We start from the raw sequence: 500 nt of genomic DNA, 5'->3' as shown, positions 1-500 counted from the left end.
CACGGTGGCGGCCTTCGCTCGATCTTCGGCCTGGGTCGGCGGGCGAGTACAGCCCACACGTTTTCGGGTGGGATCTGATCGTCCGGGATATCCGCGGGTTGCGCATGACTGTGCGACTCGAGGGCACGCTCCAGGGCGGCTTCGCGTTCGTGTGCATTCCGGTAGGACGGCGGAAACGGCCAGGCGGGGCCGCCGACCGTGACTGTCGCCGTCCGCGGTCGTGCCGCAGCTCCGCGGCCGGTCGTCGTGACCTTGAGGTGCTGGCGCCGCAGCCGGCCGCAGCCGTAGCCGAGGCCTTCCCAGTGTCGGCCGGTGACCTCCAGGGTGATGTGCGCCGACGGCCAGCGCCCTGTCGGGACCAGCACGCAGCCTTTCTCGCGGGCCCGGGCCTGCAGCGACCGCACGGTGGCGGCCTTCGCTCGATCTTCGGCCTGGGTCGGCGGGCGAGTACAGCCCACACGTTTTCGGGTGGGATCTGATCGTCCGGGATATCCGCGGGT

Annotated in this window: 1 pseudogene; it reads right to left on the bottom strand. The window is 70.8% G+C overall.

Features of this window, described 5'->3' with window-relative positions:
- Positions 1-404, bottom strand: a pseudogene (locus tag IH26_RS62515) (hypothetical protein); the annotation flags it as partial.
- Positions 405-500: the final 96 nt, after the last annotated feature.

It is taken from the genome of Actinoplanes subtropicus, assembly GCF_000721705.1.
Classification (GTDB): Bacteria; Actinomycetota; Actinomycetes; order Mycobacteriales; family Micromonosporaceae; genus Actinoplanes; species Actinoplanes subtropicus.
Note: the sequence above shows the minus strand (reverse complement) of the source record. Positions and strands in the feature narration are given on the sequence as shown.